We start from the raw sequence: 18,340 nt of genomic DNA, 5'->3' as shown, positions 1-18,340 counted from the left end.
CGTCGGCTTGTCGTCATCGGCTCAGGCCTGTTTCTGTTCGGGCGTGTCGTAGAGTGCCTGTTCGAGCGCGTGCACAGCCTGGGTGTATTGCTCGACGCTGCCGAAGATGCCGCGCCGGATTTGCGTCTTGCTGCCGAACTGGTCGAAGGGCGGGAGTTCCAGCACCTTGGCATCTTCAATGTCCTGTACGCCGTGGTCGGCAAATTTGTCGAGCAGGGCTTCGAGCACGGCGCGGGCCTGCTCGCCGTACGTGCCGAACACATCACGTTTCTTGACGTTGTTGGCGCGCTCGCGCCGGGTCAGCGGCTTCTGGTCGAAGGCGACATGGGCGACCAGATCAAAGACATCGAGTTCAGTGCCATTGGCCACGGTTTGCTGCAGAATGTCCAGCGGCACGCCGTGTTCGGCCAGCTCTTCCAGCACCGCTTGCTTGCGCGAGGCGGCGTTCCAGCGGCGCAGGAAATCGCCAAGGCTGCCGAACTCTGATTGCAGGGCCTTCCGGATGTCGTCCTTGAGCAGCACGCGGTAGTTCTCGGTGATGAGCCTGCCGTCGGCGTCGAGGTATTGCGAACGCTCGACGGCCACGCGCACGCTTACGTCGGCGATGACGTATTTGACTCGACCGTCGCCGCCGCCGCCTCCTCCGGTGTCGTCTCCGGAATCCGCATCGTCACTGCCCTCGGGAGCGGGGCCGAAGGGCGGCGGTTTGGGTTCTTCGACGCCAGGCGGGTTGGTGATCTCCGGCGGTACGACGGGTTCGTCGGGCTTGGGTTCGTAGATGACTACAGGCTCACCATCAAAGTCGGGATCGGCGAACAGGCGTGTCGCACCCTTGAAATCCATGATCGTGAAGTAGAGCTTCTGATAATCCTCACGCAGGCGTGTACCACGGCCGATGATCTGCTTGAACTCGGTCATGGAGTTGATGGTCTGGTCCAGCACGATCAGTTTGCAGGTCTTGGCATCCACGCCGGTGGTCAGCAGCTTCGACGTCGTGGCGATGACGGGGTAAGGCTCGTCGTTGTCGATGAAGTAGGAGAGTTGCGCCTTGCCTTCGTTGTCGTCGCCGGTGATGCGCATCACGTAGCGGCGGTTGTTGGCGGCGGCGGGGATCAGCTTGACCAGCTCTTGGCGCATGCGCTCGGCGTGGTCCTGATCGTCGCAGAAGACGATGGTTTTGGCCATTCGGTCGATGGCCTTGAGGTACTCCCAGACCTTGCTGGCCACGAGCTGGGTGCGCTTTTCCAGCACCAGATTGCGGTCGAAATCCTTGCTGTTGTACTGCCGCTGCTCGACGCTCTGGCCGAGTTTGTCGATCTTGCCTTTTTCCGGCGTGTAGCCAACGGCGTCTACATCAGTGGCGATGCGGATGACTTTGTACGGGGCAAACAATCCATCTTCAATACCCTTCTTCAGCGAGTAGGTGTACACCGGGTCGCCGAAGTAGGTGCTGTTGCTGACGTCTCTGGTTTCTTTGGGTGTGGCAGTCAGGCCCAGGTGCGTGGCGCTGCTGGGGTAGTCGAGCACCTCACGCCAGGCAGAATCTTCTGCAGCGCTGCCACGATGGCATTCGTCGATGACGACCAGATCAAAGAAATCGGCCGGAAACTGACGGTAGATCTGCTTCCATTCTTCCTTGCCGGTCACGGCCTGGTAGAGCGCGAGATAGACCTCATAGTTCTTCTTGATCTCTCGGTTGCTGACCTTCTGCATCACCTCGCCGAAGGGAGCGAAGTCTTGCTGCATGGTTTGGTCAACCAGGATATTGCGGTCCGCCAGAAACAGGATGCGCTGCTGCCCCTTGGCAACAGCCTCGATGGCACGGTTGATGGCCACCCGCTGGTAGTAGCGCGGCTCTTTGCCGCTGCCGTCGGCGTAGAAAGCTTGCTCGACGAGCTTGACGGCTTCTGACTCGGCCAAGCCCTTCCACTGCCGATACAGCGGCCACAGTTCGTCCAGCGAGGGGAACTCGCCAAGCTGAAGTTCGCGTTCAATGGGGTGTGTAAGGCCGGTGCGGTCGTGCAGCAGGAAGCCGTCACCATTGCTGCTGATGGCGAAAGGCGCATCCAGCATCTCGGCGTAGACGAGCGCTTGTTGCATGCCGTGGCCCACCGCGAATCGCGCTTGCTTGGCCTCGACCACAGCGATCGGTAGAGTCGGTCGTGCATAGAGCACGAAATCTGCACGCTTGGGGCCACCCTTGGCTTCCGGGTTGCGGATGCGCGCAGCGAGTCTTCCACGCACCATGACGCGGCCATCGGTCAGCTTCACTTCCTCACGGAACTGGTGTTGCTGCCACCCAGATTGCTGGATGGCAGGGGTAATGAACTTGGTGCAGATGTCGCGCTCGCTGAGCTGGTATTTGTCCACCTCAAGCCCTTTCTCGCTGCAAGCAAGCTGCCGATGTGTTGTTCACTGTTGTTCGTCTCGTCGGCTCCCGCAGCGCGCGCCCAATCGTCGACCGCTGACACCTTGAACTTTCCCCGTCGTTCGATCCAATGAGCCGGAAGGCTCTCGCTCTCGATCCACTGGAAAAATGCCTCGGGCGTCACACCCAGATGCTCGGCGATCTATTCAATAGACGCCCAAGGCTCACTAATGCTGGTAGTCAGGCTGCGGTTCAGTGAGCTGCATAAAATCGCAGTCAGGAGTGAATGCTGCAATTTATCAGGCCAGATAGGGGACGTCGAGAAAGCATTTCCAGAGGAGTGGAAGGGGCTGCGCAGGGCGATTATCCGGTTGGAGCAAGGCGGCCGTGAAAGTGTGTTTCGAATTGCGGCGACGAAGCGATGCGCGATGTAGGCAGCCGCAACGAAAGGCGGGTGCTTGGAAGGTGCTGGCCCCGATCCGGCAACGCACGAGTAGAGAAAAGAGGGCAAATTCTGGCGGCCAGAGGGAAAGAATCGGCGCCATTCGCCGATCACCGAAATTCACTGCGCCTGCGAATCCTCGCCCGAGCGGCGCCTTCGCGGGCACAAAAAAGCCCGGAGCCAGTCCGGGCTTTGATGTCTTGGTGGAGACAGGCGGGATCGAACCGCCGACCTTCTGATTGCGAACCAGACGCTCTCCCAGCTGAGCTATGCCCCCGCAGCCGCACGGATTCTACGCGGCATGATTTGAAGCGTCAATCTTGCTGCCGGCGATTGTATGGACCTTGGGTCGTCGCAGGGTCGCCGGCAGGGAGTCGATGGGCCTATTTTGACTACTTGGCGGGTGCTGGGATGACCGAGACGGCGACAGCTTCGGAATAGACGCCCTCGATCTGGTCGCCCTTGTTGATCAACTTGAGTTGTTCCGGATCCTTGATCTTCAGCTTGACGGTTTTCTTGGCGCCGCGCAGGGTAATCATTTGCGTCTTGCTGTCGACGGCCTCTACGTCAGCGATGAAGGCGACATCGTCCACGACGGCGGCGGCGGGCTTGTCACCCGGCTTGGCGGTTTGCTGGCTGCTGCTGTCGACACGCACGCGAAGATCACCACCGCCCTTCTTGAGTTTCATCACCAGAGTTTGCGTGAAGCTGGCAACGACGTGGTCACCGACCTTGATCTGGTCGAAATTCTTGACGGCATCGCTGGCCGTGATGACCGTCTCTTCGCCTTTCTCGTTCTGGAGAACGACGGCACGCGTTGCCTTGTCGACCGCCTTGACGACCCGCGACACCTGCGTCTCGACGATGCCGACGAACTCGCCGGGAGCGGTCGCGGTCATCGCCGCGGTCTCTGGCGCTTGTTGCGCGGATGCGGCAAATGGCAGAAGGGCGAGTGTGGTGAGTGCGGCGCTCGCGATCAGGCTGCGAGTGGTGCGAGTGGTATGACTGCGCATGGATAACTCCGATGGTTGACGAGGGATGGTTGAAGAGGTCTACGCGCTGGGATGCGGCGGTAAAGGGAAGAGCTTGCGCATTGTCAAGCGTTTCCTTTTCCGGTTCTGGCCCGCCAGTATGGCCAGCACAAAGTGTGACAAGTTCGCCAGTCCTACTCGGCCTTGCCCGCGACTTTCGCCTTGAAAGTCGCGCCGGCGGTGAACTTGGGGACGATGGTTTCCGCGATCTGGATCTTCGCGCCGGTTTTCGGATTCTTGCCCTCGCGCGCAGCGCGCGGGCTGGCCTTGAAGGAGCCAAAACCAACCAGCGTCACTGCTTCGCTCCGGGCAACCGCTTCGACGATGGTGTCGATGACGGCGTCAAGGGCTTTCGCGGAGGCGACTTTGGAGAGTTCGGTGCGGTCGGCGATGGCATCGATCATTTCAGATTTGTTCATATTATCTCCTTTGGTGGTTACGAGCCTTCATTCAGGCGCATTCTTGCATTTCACTGGCGCACCGGGAAGGGGGCGCCAAAGGCTGCAATTCTGGCATGGATTCCTGTCTGGCCAAACAAATTTTTGGGGCTGAAGGCTTGGCGATACCATGGCACGCCTTCGTTCGACAGCCGAAACGGCGGCCGGTGAAGCTGTCTGGGACGCCGGCTGTTTGGCCCGCGGCGGGTGGCGTTGGCAGTTCACGGGGTGGTCGCAGCGGCCGGGTTGCAACGCTCGAGCAGCGGCTTCAGGAAACGGCCGCTGTGGCTCTCCGCGAGCTCGGCGATCTGCTCCGGGGGGCCGGCGGCGAGAAGCCGGCCGCCGCCGGCGCCGCCTTCGGGGCCGAGGTCGAGCAGCCAGTCGGCGGTCTTGATGACGTCGAGGTTGTGTTCGATGACCAGCACCGTATTGCCGTGATCGACGAGCCGGTGCAGGACGGTGAGCAGCATCTCGATATCCTGGAAGTGCAGGCCGGTGGTCGGTTCGTCGAGAATGTAGAGCGTCCTGCCGGTGTCGCGTTTCGACAGTTCGAGTGCCAGTTTGACGCGCTGTGCTTCGCCGCCGGAGAGGGTGGTCGCCGACTGGCCGAGGGTGATGTAGCTCAGCCCGACATCGACCAGCGTCTGCAGCTTGCGGGCGACGACCGGCACGGCGTCGAAAAACTCGCGCGCCACTTCGACGGTCATTTGCAGGATTTGGTAGATGTTGCTGCCCTTGTACTGGATTTCCAGCGTCTCACGGTTGTAGCGCTTGCCGTGGCAAACGTCACAGGGGACGTAAATATCGGGCAGGAAGTGCATCTCGACCTTGATCACGCCATCGCCCTGGCAGGCCTCGCAGCGACCGCCCTTGACGTTGAACGAGAAACGGCCAGGGCCGTAGCCGCGTGAGCGGGCTTCCGGAATTCCCGAAAACAGCTCGCGAATCGGTGTCAGCAGGCCGGTGTAGGTGGCCGGATTGGAGCGTGGTGTGCGCCCGATCGGGCTCTGGTCGACGTTGATCACCTTGTCGAAGTGATCGAGGCCGACGATGGTGTCGTGTTCAGCCGGTTCGGCGTTCGAGCCGTAGAGATGCCTGGCCGCCGCCGCGTACAGGGTGTCGTTGATCAGCGTCGATTTGCCCGAACCGGAAACTCCGGTGATGCAGGTAAACAACCCGACCGGCAGCTCGACGCTGACGTTGCGCAGGTTGTTGCCGCGCGCGCCGACGATGCTCAGCATCCGCGCGCGATCGGGCTGGCGCCGCTTATCCCGCATGCTGATTCGCCGCCGGCCGGCGAGGTAGTCGCCGGTCATCGACGCCGGGTTGGCGATGATCGCTGCCGGCGTGCCCTCGGCGACGATGTGGCCGCCATGGACGCCGGCACCGGGGCCGATGTCGACGACGTAGTCGGCGCTGCGGATCGCCTCCTCGTCGTGCTCGACGACGATCACCGTGTTGCCGATGTCGCGCAGCTGCTGCAGCGTCTTCAACAGGCGTTCGTTGTCACGCTGGTGCAGGCCGATCGACGGTTCGTCGAGGACATAGAGCACGCCGGTCAGCCCCGAACCGATCTGCGAGGCCAGGCGAATGCGTTGCGCTTCGCCGCCGGAGAGCGTTTCCGCGGAACGGTCGAGCGACAGATAGTCGAGGCCGACATTGATCAGGAACTGCAGTCGGCTGACGATTTCCTTGAGCACTTTCTCGGCGACCTGGGCCTTGTTCCCCGGCAGCTTCAGCGCGACGAAGTAGTCGCGCACTTCGGCCAGCGGCAGGCGGCTGAGCTCGTGCAGGGTGCGCGCACTGGCGAGGGTGCCGACGCGCACGTTGCGCGCTTCTTCGCGCAGGCGGCTGCCGTGGCAGGACGGGCAGCTCTGGTTGCTGATCAGGCGTGCCAGCTCTTCGCGAACGGCCTGCGAGTCGGTTTCCTTGTAGCGCCGTTCGAGGTTGACCACGATGCCTTCGAAGCTGTGCTGGCGAACGCTGTGCCGGCCTCGCTCGTTGACGTAGCTAAACGGCAATTGCTCGCGCCCGGAACCATAGAGGATGATTTGCTGGATACGCTCGGGCAGCTCGCTGAACGGCACTTCGACATCGAAGCCGTAGTGCGCAGCCAGCGACGACAGCATCTGGAAATAGAAGGGGTTGCGCCGGTCCCAGGCACGGATCGCGCCGGCCGCCAGCGACAGCTCGGGATGGCCGACGATGCGCTTGGGGTCGAAAAACTGGATGACGCCGAGGCCGTCGCACTTCTGGCAGGCGCCCAGCGGGCTGTTGAAGGAAAAAATCCGCGGTTCAAGCTCGGGTAGCGAGTACGAACACACCGGGCAGGCGAAGCGGGCCGAGAAGAAATGCTCGCGTTCGCTGTCCATTTCGTAGGCGATGGCGCGGCCGTCGGCGTGGCGCAGGGCGGTCTCGAAAGATTCGGCCAGGCGTTGGCGAATGTCGGCGCGCACTTTCAGGCGGTCGATGACCACATCGACGCTGTGCTTGCGCGTCTTGGCGAGCTTGGGCAGGGCGTCGATCTCGTAAATCTGGCCGTCGACCCGCAGGCGGGCAAAACCCTGCGCGCGCAACTCGGCAAAGAGTTCGAGTTGCTCGCCCTTGCGGTCGGCGACGACCGGCGCCAGGATCATCAGCCGGCTGTCCTCGCTCAAGGCGAGAACGTGATCGACCATCTGCGAGACGGTCTGCGCTTCGAGGGCCTGCTGGTGTTCGGCACAGTAGGGTGTGCCGACACGGGCGAAGAGCAGGCGCAGGTAGTCGTGAATCTCGGTGACCGTTCCGACCGTCGAGCGCGGGTTGTGGCTGGTCGCTTTCTGCTCGATCGAAATCGCCGGCGACAGGCCTTCGATCAGATCGACGTCGGGTTTCTCGATGCGCTGCAGGAATTGCCGGGCGTAGGCCGACAGCGACTCGACGTAGCGTCGTTGCCCTTCGGCATAAAGGGTGTCGAAAGCCAGCGACGACTTGCCGGAACCGGAAAGACCGGTGATCACGATCAGGCGATTACGTGGCAGGTCGAGATTGACGTTCTTCAGGTTGTGCGTACGCGCACCGCGGATGCGAATTTCGTTGATCTCGTCCATTGGCTGCGAGCCCGAGGGGCTTTGGCAAACCTGCTAATATACGCAATTCCGCAGTCCGGCACCAAAATCCCATGTCCGCCCCAACTATCGACCGAATGAGCAGCCAGGAGAAGCGCGCCGGCATCAGCCTGGCGGCTGTCTTTGCCTTGCGCATGCTTGGCTTGTTCCTGATCCTGCCGGTTTTTGCGATCTACGCGCAGGACCTTCCATCCGGCCACGATGTGGCGCTGGTCGGCATGGCGCTCGGCGCCTACGGGCTGACGCAGGCCTTCCTGCAGATCGCCTACGGAGCGGCGTCCGATCGCTTCGGGCGCAAGCCGGTGATCGTTTTCGGGCTGATTCTCTTCGCCGTCGGCAGTTTCGTTGCCGCTTCGGCCGGCGACATCTACGCCGTCATTGCCGGTCGCGTGCTGCAGGGCGCCGGTGCCATTTCGGCTGCCGTTACCGCGCTGGCTGCCGACCTTACGCGCGAACAGCATCTGACCAAGGTGATGGCCATGATTGGCTCGTCGATCGGCATGGTCTTTGCCGTCTCGATGGTCGCCGCGCCGCTGCTTTTCGTCAGCATCGGCATGCCTGGCATCTTCAGCCTGACCGGCGGCCTGGCCTTGCTGGCGATTTTCGTCGTTCTCAAGGTGGTCCCCGTCGCGCCGACCGTGCCGCGCCGGCCGACCTGGCCGAGTTTTGTTGAAGTGCTCTCCAATCGGCAGTTGCTGCGCCTGAACTTCGGCGTCTTCGCCCTACACCTGATGCTCACTGCCATGTGGGTGTTGCTGCCGGCGCAGTTGATCTCGATCGGCGATCTGCCCGTTGCCGAACACTGGAAGATCTATCTGCCGGCGCTGCTGGTGTCCTTCGTGATCATGGTGCCGGCGATCATTGCCGCCGAAAAATATGGCCGCATGAAGCTGGTCTTCAATACGGCGGTACTCCTGCTGCTGCTCGTTCAGATTGGTTTCGGCCTGTTCTCGACGAGCATTTACGGGCTGGCGCTGTGGCTGACGCTGTTCTTCGTGGCCTTCAACATTCTCGAAGCGACGCAACCGTCGCTTATTTCGCGGATCGCGCCGCCGCACGCCAAGGGCGCGGCGCTCGGCGTCTACAATACCACTCAGGCCCTGGGCCTGTTTGTCGGCGGGGTGCTCGGCGGCGCGCTGGCCAAGTACCTGGGCCCGGCCGCCGTCTGGGCCTGTGGCGGCTTGCTCACCGTGATCTGGCTGTCGTTGTCCACGACCATGACCTTGCCGGCCCTGCGTCGCCGGCAGGTGACCGCTTAAGCATTACGTGAACGTCGCGCACGCGACTCACGAACCTCCCTTCTCCCCCCCGCGGGAGAAGGGCCGGGGGAAGAGGGGGCGGTCATGACTTTCATGATCTGGGTATCTCGACGGTCATGACCGTTAAGCCCTGACGCTTAAGCCCTATAATCGCGCTTTCTTTTTTCGCACACCATCCAGGGAGGCAACATGGCTTCGGTAAATAAAGTGATTCTCGTCGGCAATCTGGGTGCCGATCCGGAAACCCGTTTCCTGCCGAACGGCGACGCCGTCTGCAACATCCGGATCGCGACCTCGGAATCGTGGAAGGACAAACAGACCGGCGACAAGAAGGAAGCCACCGAGTGGCACCGCATCGTGTTCTTCAGGCGCCTCGCGGAGATCGCCGGGCAGTATCTGAAGAAAGGCTCGTCAGTCTACGTCGAGGGCAGCCTCAAGACGCGCAAGTGGCAGGACAAGGATGGTAACGAACGCTATACCACCGAAATCGTCGGCAACGAGATGAAGATGCTTGGCGGTCGCGAAGGCATGGGTTCGCCATCCTCGTCGAGTGACGAAAGCGAGTACGGCGGCAGCATGCCATCGTCGGCCGGCGACTCCGGCGGCGCCCGCGCGGCGGCTCCCGCCAAGAAGAAGCCCAGCTTCGAAGACATGGACGACGATATCCCGTTCTAAGTCCATCCCCCGGTTCGCTGCGCGCCGACTCCGGCGCGCCTGGCACCTCGCCTTGACCGGCGCCGCGCCTCTCAGGCAAGCCTGATTCGCGCGGCGATCGCTGGCGCACAGACCCGGGTAGACCGACCCGAGCACACAGGAGCAGGGGATGACCGACGCCGCAGCCGCCAATCGAGCCGATTTTCTCATCGTTGGCGCCGGTATCGCCGGCGCTTCGGTCGCTTACTGGCTGGCCCGCCATGGCCGGGTGGTGGTACTCGAACGCGAGGAGCAGCCCGGCTATCACTCGACCGGCCGCTCGGCGGCACTCTTCGCCGAGAGTTACGGGACGCCGCAGGTACGCGCTCTGACTCGCGCCAGCCGGGCGTTCTTCGACGCTCCACCGCAAGGATTCTGCGATCATCCGCTGCTCTCGGCGCGTGGGGCCTTGATCGTCGCGATGCGCGGCCAGGAAGATCTGTTGCGTGCCAGATGGCAAACGCTTTCTACCCTTGGCGAAACGCTGCGTCTGCTTCCGCCCGCAGAGACCTGTGCCATGCTGCCGGTGTTGCGCCCGGAAGACGTGATCGGCTCGATTTTCGACCCACACGCCGCCGACATTGACGTGCATGCCCTGCATCAGGGCTACCTGCGTGGGCTAAGTCGGAACGGCGGGCTTGTCGTTTGCGACGCCGAAGTCAGCGCTGTGCAGCGTAGCCAGGACCTTTGGTGGCTCGACGCCGGTGGGCAAAAATATGCCGCGCCAGTGCTGGTCAACGCTGCCGGTGCGTGGGCGGACCAGATCGCCACCCTGGCAGCTATTGCCCCCATCGGACTTGAACCCAGACGTCGAGCGGCGTTTCTCTTCGCGCCGCCCGAAAACGTGGACACGACGCGTTGGCCATTGACCATTGGTGTGGCCGAAGACTGGTATTTCAAGCCGGACGCCGGCCTCTTGCTGGGATCGCCGGCCAACGCCGATCCGGTTCCGCCGCACGACGTGCAAGCCGAAGAACTGGACATCGCAACCGGCATCTACCGCATCGAACAGGCGACGACGCTGCGTATTCGCCGTCCCAGCCACCGCTGGGCGGGTTTGCGATCCTTCGTCGCCGATGGCGATCTGGTGGGTGGCTTCGATCCGCTCCACCGCGGATTTTTCTGGATCGCCGCCCAGGGCGGCTACGGAATCCAGACTTCGCCGGCGATGGGGGAAAGCTGTGCGGCGCTGCTACGTGGCCAGCCGATTCCGGCGTGCCTTGCCGATTTTGGCTTTTCTGCGGCAATGCTGAGTCCGCAGCGGCTCATGCCGCTTGCCGGTACTTCTTCCACGCGCTCCAGCTGAAGACCAGCAGGCCGAGCCAGATCAGCGCGAAACTCAACAGCCGCTCACTCTGCATCGGCTCACCGAAGATCCAGACCGCGGTCAGGAACTGCAGCGTCGGATTGATATACATCAGCATGCCGAGACTGGCCAGGTCGAGGCGCTGCGCGGCGGCGGCGAAGGCGATCAGCGGCAGCGCCGTGAGCGCACCCGCGCAAGCCAGCAGCAGGGTGGTTCGCAGGTCGTGGCCGGTGAATACGGCATGGCCGCTCTGTGCCTGCCACAGTGCGTAAATCGCGCACACGGGCAACATGGCCAGGGTTTCCAGCCACAACCCGGAGGTCGAGTCGACCGGCAGTTTCTTGCGCACCAGGCCATAGGTACCGAAAGTGCCGGCGAGAACCAGCGATACCCAGGGCAGGCTGCCGAGAGCGATGACGTCGTTGGCGATGGCGATCAGCGCCAGGGCCACCGAAATCCACTCCAGCCGGTTCAGCCGTTCCTTGAGCACCAGCAGAGCGAGGAGGACGCTCACCAGCGGGGTCAGGAAATAGCCGAGGCTCGAGGCAACGACCTGCTGGTTGGCGACGGCCCACAGGAAGACCAGCCAGTTGGTGCCGATCAGCAGGGCGGCAAGCGCCAGCATCGCCAGGTGCTGCCAGGTTCTGAAAACCGTGGCCACTTTGCCCCACTGGCGGCGCAGGCTGAGCAGCAGGCCGACGAAGACAAAGGCCCAGGCAGCGCGGTTGCTGAGCACGTCCATTGGCGAGACGTGCGACAGCTGGTGGAAGAAGAGCGGAAAGAAGCCCCACATGCCGTAGGCCAGCAGGCCGAAGCCGATGCCGGCCACCTGGCGGTCAGCGTTCACGGCTTCACGGTTCCGGGGGCGCAGGACGTCGAGCGTCGCCGAGCGGTAGTCGCGCCGATAGAGAACGATCAGGACACTCAGCGAAAGGACGCCGAGGACCACCGGGCTGAGCAGCCAGCCGGCCGCTGCCAGGCCAAAGTAGTAGGCACGGATGCCGCGATTGAAGTCGTCTCCGGCGAGGTTATGGACGCCTGCCACACGGCGTGCGAAAGCGTCGACTTTCGGCTCGTCGCGCTGGCCCGTTGGCGCCGCGCCGATGAGGATCGACAATACATTGAACTGGCGCAGCGCCCAGGTGAACTTGAAGTAGCCGTAGACGAAGCTGGCGAGAACCAGGATCAGCTTGATTTCGAGCTGTTCGCGGCTGCTGGCTGCCGCCAAGCGTCAGGTCGGCGGAGAAGCTCAACAACTGGTCGGCCGCGCCCAGGGCGGCGACCAGGCCGGCGATGATGTAGATGGTGGTGTTGGCGTAGAAGGAAACGCTGGTCATCAGATTGCCGATCAGCGCCGCGTCGGTCATCCGCAAGTCGCGTTCGAGCATGTGGTAGGCCCAGTCCTTACGATAGCTGTGCAGGTGTCCGATCAGGCCCTTGCAACACCAGCGACTATGCTCGGAAAACCAGGTGTAGCCTGCCCAGCAAAGCAGGAAGGCGGAAAGGGCCAGCCAATCGATGGTCGATAAGTTCGCAAGTGCGCGCATCGAGCCATCTTGCCACAGAATGCCGCGCGCACACACGGCGGCAGGCACTGGCCAGGCACTGGGCAGTCCTAGGCCGAACCGGGGGCCGCGGCTGCGCTGAGTTTGCCGAGCAGCCAGTAGCTGAGCAGGAAGGCGCCGATATGATAGGCGGTGTTCAAGAGCAGCCCAAACTGGACATAGATCAGCACCGTCAGCGCCAGGTAGAAGAGCAGGCAGGCCACCAGCAGCAGGCGCCGCCAGAGCGCTGGCATGGCTGGCCTGAACAGGCGCAGCCCGCCGCCAGCGACGGCCAGCGCTGCCATCGCCAGGACTTGCAGCAAGGGGTCGAGGCCGCGCAAGTGCACCCCCTGCAGCAGGTTGTTGACAACATCGGCGTGCAACTCGACGCCGTGGCGAAACTCCGCGCCGACGCCGCGCCGAACCCGGAATTGATCCTTGCCGGCACGAGCATCGCCAATCAGGACGATCTTTCCGGCCAGTTCGCCGGCAGCGATCGTCGCTGCGGGTCCGCTGAACTGCTCGTAGTCGTAGCGTCGTGGCGGCTGCCGCCAGATCTCGATCGGTGCCAGGCGGATCAGGGCGTCTGCGACCCGATCGCCGTTGCTCAACAGCGGGCAGTCGTTGCGCACCTGCCCCGAGGCTTCGACGCCTGGCTGGAAGGGCTTGAGCGGTCCGCGCCAGAGCGTCCTGCCGGTGGCGCTGACCACTGTCAGTTCGCGCAGCTGCTCGTCTACGGCCAGAGTCCTGCCGCCGACCGCGAGGCTGGCAATGGCGGCGATCTTGTCGCCGATGCGTTCAAAGGGTGGCTGCTCGGTGTCTGCTGCAGCGGCGAGCTTGACGGCGGCGATTGGCGCGACCGAGGCGTAACCCAGGCGGCCGCCGACGCACAGCAGGCCCCAGGCACTGACTGCCTTGAGCAGTTCCGGGATCGCCGCCGGGCCTTCGTCGAGCAGCTGATTGACGCCGACGATGACCTCGCTGCCACCCTGCCTGGCACGCTCGATGGCGGCGATCAGCTCGGCGTCGGCCGGATTCGCTTTCTCGAAATAGAGGTCGAAGACAATCACTTTTGCGCCCGCGGCGACCAGCTTGTCGAGCGCTCGCGCGTGCTCACGGCGCCAATCGGGTCCGAACCTGCCGAGGCGCGCTTCGGACTTCTCGTCAAAACCGACGATCACGATGCGCTCGCTGACCGGCACGCTGGCGACCATGTCGCCGAGTGCCATGGTGTAGCTTTCGATCCGTGTATCGATGCCCAGCGCGTCGAACAACTGTACCCAGCCGAGGAAGAACATCAGCAGCGCGACGCCGGCGCCACTGTAGCGTCGCCATTTGCGCAGGCGTTCGGCATTCATCACTTGCACGAATTGATTGAGCAGGGATGGCCGCTGCTCGATGCTGCGGATCAAGGCATCAAGCTCGAACTTGAAACGCTTGTCGTCAAGCGCGTGCGCCTGACGGCGAGCCAGCTCGGCAAGCGTCGCCGGTAGATCCCTGGCGTCGGGCATCGTCGCGCCGCCGACCAGCACCGGGATCAGGCGCTTGCCCTGTGCGAGCGCTGCGGCCAGCTCATGGCAGACAAAATCGTCGGGCTGATCGAGCCGTCGGCCGTTCTCGTTGCTGGCGTTCAGCCAACGCGGGCCGATCAAGGCGATGACTACGTCACAGGCGTCGATCTCGCGGTCGAGAACGTTCACGAAATCGTCGCCGGCTTCGATCTGGCCGATGTCCATGAACACCTGCTCGGCGCCGAAGTGCGCACTCAGGTGATCGTAGAGTCGTCCGGCGTAGGCGATGCTGTCTTCGCGGCGATAACTGATGAAAATCCGGGATGCGGTCTTTACCAATTGGGCTGGGCCTGTTTTCGGTCGTGCGTCGCTGAACGGCAGTAGCCTCTGCACGGCGCTTGCAGCCGTCGCTCAAAGCGGCGGCCAATTAGCGAAGCTTGTCACTGCGCGTTGGTGGTGGCTCCATGGGTGGGTGCCGATCGCTGTCGTGGCCGTCGTTCGAGCGGCTGCTCATCACCCCCACGCCGATAGCGAACAATCCCGCCGCCAGGGCGGCGGTGCCGAGGTTGGAGGTGTTGGGCACCAAGGCATCGAGATTCCTGATGCGGGTGCGAATCTGCTCGACTTCGCCGCTGCTCACCCGCCCGACTTCGAGAAGATCGGGGCCGACGATGGTCGCCGATTGCCCGACTTCCAGCCAGGTCTTGGCCCACTGCGCGGTGTTCGAAGTCAGCGCGACGCGGTCTTCGGCGACGACCACCCTGACGTGCGCGTCGGGGTCCACCCGCACCAGGTACTCGGTGCCTTCCGAAGCGGCCGTGGCGTACTCGGTCTTGACTTTGAAGAGGCCTCTGGCCTTGACCAGGACTTCGCCGATGAAAACGAAGATCGAACCCAGGCGGACGTGCGTGTTGGGCTGCACGTAAACTCGGGCGCCCTCGGCAAAAGTGAGCACGACGGTCGACTGCGCGTCGGTTCGGATCTCGTCACCCGGCTCCAGCGACATATTATGTTTCGGCTGCGCGGGTGCGCCCTGGCGAACGACGTCGACGCCAGCGATCGCCGCGCTGTCGACCAGTTGCCCTCCCTGCACGACACCGAGCGTGATCGACGCACAGCCGCTGACGGCGAAGCAGAAAAGGAAGAGAAGGACGAGAAGCGGGGCGGCACGGCCATGTTCGAGCAAGTGTCGCCATGCCAGCCAGCCAGATGTCGTGTTTCTCTGTGTGCTTGACGCCATGAGAACGCCCTCCTTACCGCGGTTTAGCCCTGGGGCTGCGCGAATGGTCGCGGGCAGCTCGCACGAATCCAGGCCGGGTTGAGTGGGTTCGACCGCCCTGCATGCCAGTAAGTGCGACGGACGCATGGGGAGTCGAGGAACGACAGCAGGAGTATATTCACAGCGGTCGGCAATAACAAACCTCCGCAAACCCCCGCAAACCTCAGTAACGCTCAGAGCTCCGAGGAGGAGTCGAGAAATGCAGATCGCGCGCCAAGTCATTTTCGCGGTGCTTGTTGCCGGCCTGGTCGCCTGCTCCTGGCTGGCGCCGCTGGACTCGACCGCCACCCAGCAGGCAGACGCCGGTCTGAAGCGGGCACTGCTCAGCTTTGCGACCGCCAGGGCTCTGAACGCGGCGATTTCGGTCGCCCAGGGAACCGAGATCGCGGTGCAGCCCGGCGGCATGGGCGTCGTCCTCTCCCCCGGGCAGGTGCTCGACCCGGTCAACGATCTTGTCGAGCAGTTTTCGAACGTGATGCTCGCCGCCAGCGTCGCTTTCGGTGTGCAGAAGATGCTCATCAGCATGGCCGGCTACTGGCTGATCTCCTTGCTGATCAGCGGCGCAGCCCTTTGCTGGGCGTGGTTTCACTTCCATCAGCAGGTGCTTCCGGCATGGCTCGCGCGGACGCTCGTCGTCCTCCTGATGCTCCGTTTCGCCGTGCCTGCGGTGACCATCGGCAGCGACCTGCTGTTCGAGAAGTTTCTCGTCGGTGACTATGACGCCAGCCAGCAGGTGATCAGCGCTGCCCCGGCGCAAGTTGCCAGGCTTGACGCGCCGCCGCAGCCGTTGCCTGCCGGGGAGCAAGGCCTGCTGGACAGAATCAAGGGCTGGTGGGGGCAGGATCTGGAGGTGAAAGCGCGTTTCGACGCCCTGCAACAGGCGGCGGAGCAGGCGACCGAGCACATCATCACCTTGATCGTGGTTTTTCTGCTGCAAACTGTCGTGATTCCACTCCTCCTTCTCTCGGGTCTGTATGGCCTGGCGCGTGCTGTTTTCGCGGTGAGCCGGAGGTAGTCAGCGCGCCGAGGCCCTGCACCCCGGTGGCGCGGTTTGGCGCCGATTCGGTTGCGCCTGCCGGCTATAATCGGGGGCTATTCGCCAGGGGATTCTGATTCATGTCCGATTTGCTCGCCCATCTCAATCCGCCACAGCTTGCCGCGGTCACCCTGCCGCCGCAGCACGCCCTGATCCTGGCCGGCGCCGGTAGCGGCAAGACGCGGGTGCTGACGACGCGCATCGCCTGGCTGATTTCCACCGGACAGGTCGGTCCGCAGGGGGTCCTGGCGGTGACTTTCACCAACAAGGCGGCCAAGGAAATGCAGGCCCGCCTGGCGGCGCTGCTGCCGATCAATACCCGCGGCATGTGGATCGGGACCTTTCACGGCCTTTGCAACCGCTTCCTGCGCGCTCACCACCGCGAGGCGGGGTTGACCCCGCAGTTCCAGATTCTCGATTCGGCGGACCAGCTGGCGGCGATCAAGCGCCTGCTCAAGAACCTCAACATCGACGACGAGAAGTATCCGCCACGCGAGCTGATGCATTTCATCAACGCGCACAAGGAGCAGGGGATTCGCGCCGCGCAGGCCGAAGCCTACGACGCCTATACCAGCCGCCGCGTCGAACTGTATGCCGAGTACGAAGGCCAGTGCCAGCGCGAAGGGGTGGTCGACTTCGCCGAGCTGCTGCTGCGTTCCTACGAGCTTCTGCAGCGCAACGAGCCGCTCTGTCAGCATTATCAGGCGCGCTTTCGGCACATCCTGGTCGATGAATTCCAGGATACCAACCGCCTCCAGTACGCCTGGCTGAAACTCCTTGCCGGACGCGGGAGTGTCAAGTCCGAGAGCGCCGGCGCCTGCCTGTTCGCGGTCGGCGACGACGATCAGTCGATCTACGCTTTTCGCGGTGCCGAGATCGGCAATATGCGCGACCTGCAGCGCGAGTTCGAGTTGCCGGAGGTGATTCGCCTCGAGCAGAACTATCGCTCGCACGGCAATATCCTCGACGCGGCCAATGCCCTGATCAAACAGAACCGCGGTCGTCTCGGCAAGAACCTGTGGACCGAAGCCGGCGCCGGCGAACCGATTCGCGTTTTCGAGGGCTATTCGGACATCGCCGAGGCGGCGTTCATCGTCGAGGAAATTTGCGAACTGGCCGGCGACGGCGTTTCGCGCCAGCAGATGGCGCTCCTTTATCGCTCGAATGCGCAGTCGCGAGTGCTCGAGCACCAGCTGTTCAAGCAGGGCTTGCCGTATCGCGTTCATGGCGGCCTGCGCTTCTTCGATCGCCAGGAGATCAAGCACGCGCTCGCTTATCTGCGGCTGCTGGCCAATCCCGACGACGATACGGCTTTCGCCCGGGTGGTCAATTTCCCGACGCGCGGGATCGGCGGGCGCAGTATCGAGGCGCTGCAGGAGGCTGCCCGGCAGACCAACTCCAGCCTGTATAACGCTGCCGCCAGTCTGGCCGGCAAGCCCGGCGGCGCGGTGGCCAGGTTCATCGCGCTGATCGAGAGCCTGCGCGTCGAGACCCGGGAGCTGCCTTTGCCGGAAGTGATCGACCAGCTCATCGAGCGCAGCGGCCTGCGTCAGCATTATCTTGCCGAGAAGGAAGGCCAGGATCGACTCGAGAACCTCGACGAGTTGATCAACGCCGCGAGCAGTTTCCTGAAAGACGATGGCGTGCCGCTGCTTGACGGTGACGAAGTCGTGCCCGATGGTGGTCCGCTGGCGTCCTTTCTCGCACACGCCTCGCTCGAAGCGGGCGAGCACCAGGCCGGCGAGGGGCAGGACGCCATCCAGTTGATGACCGTGCACGCGGCCAAGGGTCTCGAATTCGACATCGTTTTCATTACCGGCCTCGAACAAGGCCTGTTTCCCCACGAGAACGCCGCGCAGGAGCGCGAAGGCCTCGAAGAGGAGCGCCGGCTGATGTATGTGGCGGTGACGCGAGCGCGCAAACGCCTCTACCTGACGCACGCGCAGACGCGCATGCTGCACGGGCAGACGCGCTACTGTCTGCCCTCGAGTTTTCTTGAAGAACTGCCGGTGGAACTGTTGCGCAAAATCAACCGTGGCCTCAGCAGCGCCCCGCTCGCTCCGCCGCGTTCGACCGCCGTCGCTGGTGCTGCCTGGCAGCAGCCGGCGGCTGCCAACGCTCTGCGCATTGGTCAGAACGTCCGCCACGCTCGCTTCGGCGTCGGGGTCATCGTGGCCAGCGAAGGGGCGGGGCCGGAGGCGCGCGTACAGGTCAATTTTGGTGCCGGCGGCATGAAATGGCTGGCGCTCGAGTACGCCAAGCTGACGCCTGCCTGAGCTGCGGCGGGTTGTCCACAGCTTGCGCGTCATCGCGGTGCTGGTTTCGGT

The 18,340-nt window shown here is 63.4% G+C and carries 12 protein-coding genes, 1 tRNA gene and 1 pseudogene; 5 read left to right on the top strand and 9 right to left on the bottom strand.

Annotated elements, in window-relative coordinates:
- Window positions 1–21: 21 nt before the first annotated feature.
- From hsdR to uvrA, 5 genes are all read right to left on the bottom strand, one after another.
- Window positions 22–2,370 (bottom strand): EcoAI/FtnUII family type I restriction enzme subunit R, encoded by a 2,349-nt coding sequence (gene hsdR, locus V5B40_RS12790; RefSeq protein WP_332354851.1) that lies wholly within the window; start codon window positions 2,368–2,370, stop codon window positions 22–24.
- 641 nt (window positions 2,371–3,011) lie between these two features.
- Window positions 3,012–3,087 (bottom strand) — tRNA-Ala (locus V5B40_RS12785).
- A gap of 115 nt (window positions 3,088–3,202) precedes the next feature.
- Window positions 3,203–3,823, bottom strand: coding sequence for a hypothetical protein (locus tag V5B40_RS12780; protein WP_332354850.1), 621 nt, complete (start codon window positions 3,821–3,823; stop codon window positions 3,203–3,205).
- A 152-nt stretch (window positions 3,824–3,975) separates the two neighbouring features.
- The gene (locus tag V5B40_RS12775; RefSeq protein WP_332354849.1) at window positions 3,976–4,260 is read right to left on the bottom strand and encodes an HU family DNA-binding protein; all 285 of its coding nucleotides are present in this window, start codon (window positions 4,258–4,260) and stop codon (window positions 3,976–3,978) included.
- A 239-nt stretch (window positions 4,261–4,499) separates the two neighbouring features.
- Window positions 4,500–7,358, bottom strand: coding sequence for an excinuclease ABC subunit UvrA (uvrA, locus tag V5B40_RS12770; protein WP_332354909.1), 2,859 nt, complete (start codon window positions 7,356–7,358; stop codon window positions 4,500–4,502).
- Between the two features lie 80 nt (window positions 7,359–7,438).
- Here uvrA and V5B40_RS12765 point away from each other — a divergent pair, with 80 nt between their 5' ends.
- The 3 genes from V5B40_RS12765 (at window position 7,439) to V5B40_RS12755 (ending at window position 10,643) form a co-directional block, all read left to right on the top strand.
- On the top strand, window positions 7,439–8,644 hold the full coding sequence (locus V5B40_RS12765) for an MFS transporter (protein WP_332354848.1): 1,206 nt from the start codon (window positions 7,439–7,441) through the stop codon (window positions 8,642–8,644).
- A 189-nt stretch (window positions 8,645–8,833) separates the two neighbouring features.
- Window positions 8,834–9,319 (top strand): single-stranded DNA-binding protein, encoded by a 486-nt coding sequence (gene ssb / locus V5B40_RS12760; RefSeq protein WP_332354847.1) that lies wholly within the window; start codon window positions 8,834–8,836, stop codon window positions 9,317–9,319.
- A 148-nt stretch (window positions 9,320–9,467) separates the two neighbouring features.
- Window positions 9,468–10,643, top strand: a complete 1,176-nt coding sequence (locus tag V5B40_RS12755) for an NAD(P)/FAD-dependent oxidoreductase (protein WP_332354846.1) — start codon at window positions 9,468–9,470, stop codon at window positions 10,641–10,643.
- Here the strand turns inward: V5B40_RS12755 and rarD are convergent.
- The 4 genes and pseudogenes from rarD to V5B40_RS12735 all read right to left on the bottom strand — a co-directional run bounded on the left by rarD (window position 10,603) and on the right by V5B40_RS12735 (window position 14,938).
- The gene (rarD, locus tag V5B40_RS12750; RefSeq protein ID WP_332354845.1) at window positions 10,603–11,871 is read right to left on the bottom strand and encodes an EamA family transporter RarD; all 1,269 of its coding nucleotides are present in this window, start codon (window positions 11,869–11,871) and stop codon (window positions 10,603–10,605) included. The two genes, V5B40_RS12755 and rarD, sit on opposite strands and share 41 nt — an antisense overlap.
- A 58-nt stretch (window positions 11,872–11,929) precedes the next feature.
- Window positions 11,930–12,190 (bottom strand): annotated as a pseudogene (locus V5B40_RS12745) (DUF599 family protein); the annotation flags it as partial.
- A 68-nt stretch (window positions 12,191–12,258) separates the two neighbouring features.
- A complete protein-coding gene (locus tag V5B40_RS12740) occupies window positions 12,259–14,037 on the bottom strand; it encodes a CHASE2 domain-containing protein (protein ID WP_332354844.1) in 1,779 nt (592 codons plus the stop codon).
- 88 nt (window positions 14,038–14,125) lie between these two features.
- A complete protein-coding gene (locus V5B40_RS12735) occupies window positions 14,126–14,938 on the bottom strand; it encodes a FecR family protein (RefSeq protein ID WP_332354843.1) in 813 nt (270 codons plus the stop codon).
- 238 nt (window positions 14,939–15,176) lie between these two features.
- Here V5B40_RS12735 and V5B40_RS12730 point away from each other — a divergent pair, with 238 nt between their 5' ends.
- Together V5B40_RS12730 and V5B40_RS12725 are read left to right on the top strand one after the other, a co-directional pair.
- Window positions 15,177–15,992, top strand: coding sequence for a hypothetical protein (locus V5B40_RS12730; RefSeq protein WP_332354842.1), 816 nt, complete (start codon window positions 15,177–15,179; stop codon window positions 15,990–15,992).
- A 101-nt stretch (window positions 15,993–16,093) separates the two neighbouring features.
- On the top strand, window positions 16,094–18,289 hold the full coding sequence (locus V5B40_RS12725) for a UvrD-helicase domain-containing protein (RefSeq protein ID WP_332354841.1): 2,196 nt from the start codon (window positions 16,094–16,096) through the stop codon (window positions 18,287–18,289).
- Window positions 18,290–18,340 lie beyond the last annotated feature (51 nt).

It is taken from the genome of Candidatus Accumulibacter meliphilus (assembly GCF_036625345.1).
Taxonomy (GTDB): Bacteria; Pseudomonadota; Gammaproteobacteria; order Burkholderiales; family Rhodocyclaceae; genus Accumulibacter; species Accumulibacter meliphilus.
This window is presented reverse-complemented; position numbering and strand designations above follow the sequence as displayed.